Source organism: Citrobacter amalonaticus, from assembly GCF_037053465.1.
Classification (GTDB): Bacteria; Pseudomonadota; Gammaproteobacteria; order Enterobacterales; family Enterobacteriaceae; genus Citrobacter_A; species Citrobacter_A amalonaticus_H.
In genome coordinates, this window is sequence record NZ_JBALIF010000055.1 from 1 (window position 1) to 1,439 (window position 1,439).

The 1,439-nt window shown below is 48.4% G+C and carries 1 protein-coding gene; it reads left to right on the forward strand.

Annotation, left to right across the window (positions count from 1 at the left end; all coding sequences use genetic code 11):
* Positions 1–287: 287 nt before the first annotated feature.
* Positions 288–1,262: an HTH-type transcriptional regulator CysB gene (gene cysB, locus WB371_RS23730; protein ID WP_336222384.1), complete on the forward strand. Its 975-nt coding sequence runs from the start codon at positions 288–290 to the stop codon at positions 1,260–1,262.
* The last annotated feature ends 177 nt before the right edge of the window (positions 1,263–1,439 follow it).

Sequence of the window (1,439 nt, forward strand, 5' to 3'; positions counted from 1 at the left end):
GTACCAGGACAAGGTAGCCAAAGAGGAAGAAGAAAGACAAATACAGCTGGGACTGGAAGGGTAGTGTTTAAGCCCCCTTTTAGGGGGCTGTGTCAAAGCCACCTGCTATGCAGGTGGTTTTTTACTTTTATAACGACCTTATTATTTTTTCTTCAAATCTATACAGTCCGGATATAAATGATATAGTGGTTATAGTTAATAACTTTTTTATTATTAAATCGTATTAGCAGCGCCCCGGCGTTCGCTTCGAAACGATGACCTGATGGCACTAATCTGGATGGTTTAACATGAAATTACAGCAGCTTCGCTACATTGTTGAGGTGGTGAATCACAACCTTAATGTCTCTTCCACTGCTGAAGGGCTTTACACCTCGCAACCGGGTATCAGTAAGCAGGTTCGTATGCTGGAAGATGAACTGGGTATCCAGATTTTCGCCCGTAGTGGGAAGCATTTGACACAGGTGACGCCAGCAGGTCAGGAGATTATCCGCATTGCACGGGAGGTGCTCTCCAAAGTGGATGCGATAAAGTCGGTTGCCGGTGAGCATACCTGGCCGGATAAAGGTTCGCTCTATATCGCGACAACGCATACGCAGGCCCGTTACGCGCTGCCCAATGTCATTAAAGGGTTTATCGAGCGTTATCCTCGCGTATCGCTGCATATGCATCAGGGGTCGCCAACCCAGATTGCCGAGGCGGTTTCGAAAGGTAACGCGGATTTCGCAATTGCGACTGAAGCCCTGCATTTGTATGACGACCTGGTTATGCTGCCGTGCTATCACTGGAATCGCTCGATTGTGGTGACGCCGGAGCATCCGCTGGCCAATAAGCCATCGGTTTCCATTGAAGAGCTGGCGCAGTATCCGCTTGTCACGTATACCTTTGGCTTTACCGGCCGCTCGGAGCTGGATACCGCGTTTAATCGTGCGGGTCTGACGCCGCGCATCGTCTTTACCGCAACGGACGCCGATGTTATTAAAACCTATGTTCGACTGGGGTTAGGGGTAGGGGTGATTGCCAGCATGGCTGTTGATCCCATTTCTGACCCGGATCTGGTGCGTGTTGATGCGCATGATGTCTTCAGCCACAGCACGACGAAGATCGGTTTCCGCCGTAGCACGTTCCTGCGCAGTTACATGTATGATTTTATTCAACGTTTCGCGCCGCATTTGACACGCGATGTGGTGGATACCGCCGTAGCGTTGCGTTCAAACGAAGAAATTGAAGAGATGTTTAAAGATATAAAATTACCTGAAAAATAATCACTGATGAAAAGAGTTCGGTATCGCCTGTTTACTGGCGGTACCGAAAGTTTTAATTATCAATCTTAAACCACCTCCTATGGAGGTGGTGATCGTTCATGTGGGGCTTTGCCCGTAGAATGCCCATGCTAAATACTGCCTCGGTTTGTTACCAGCAAATCAAGGAGTAAATAGCAT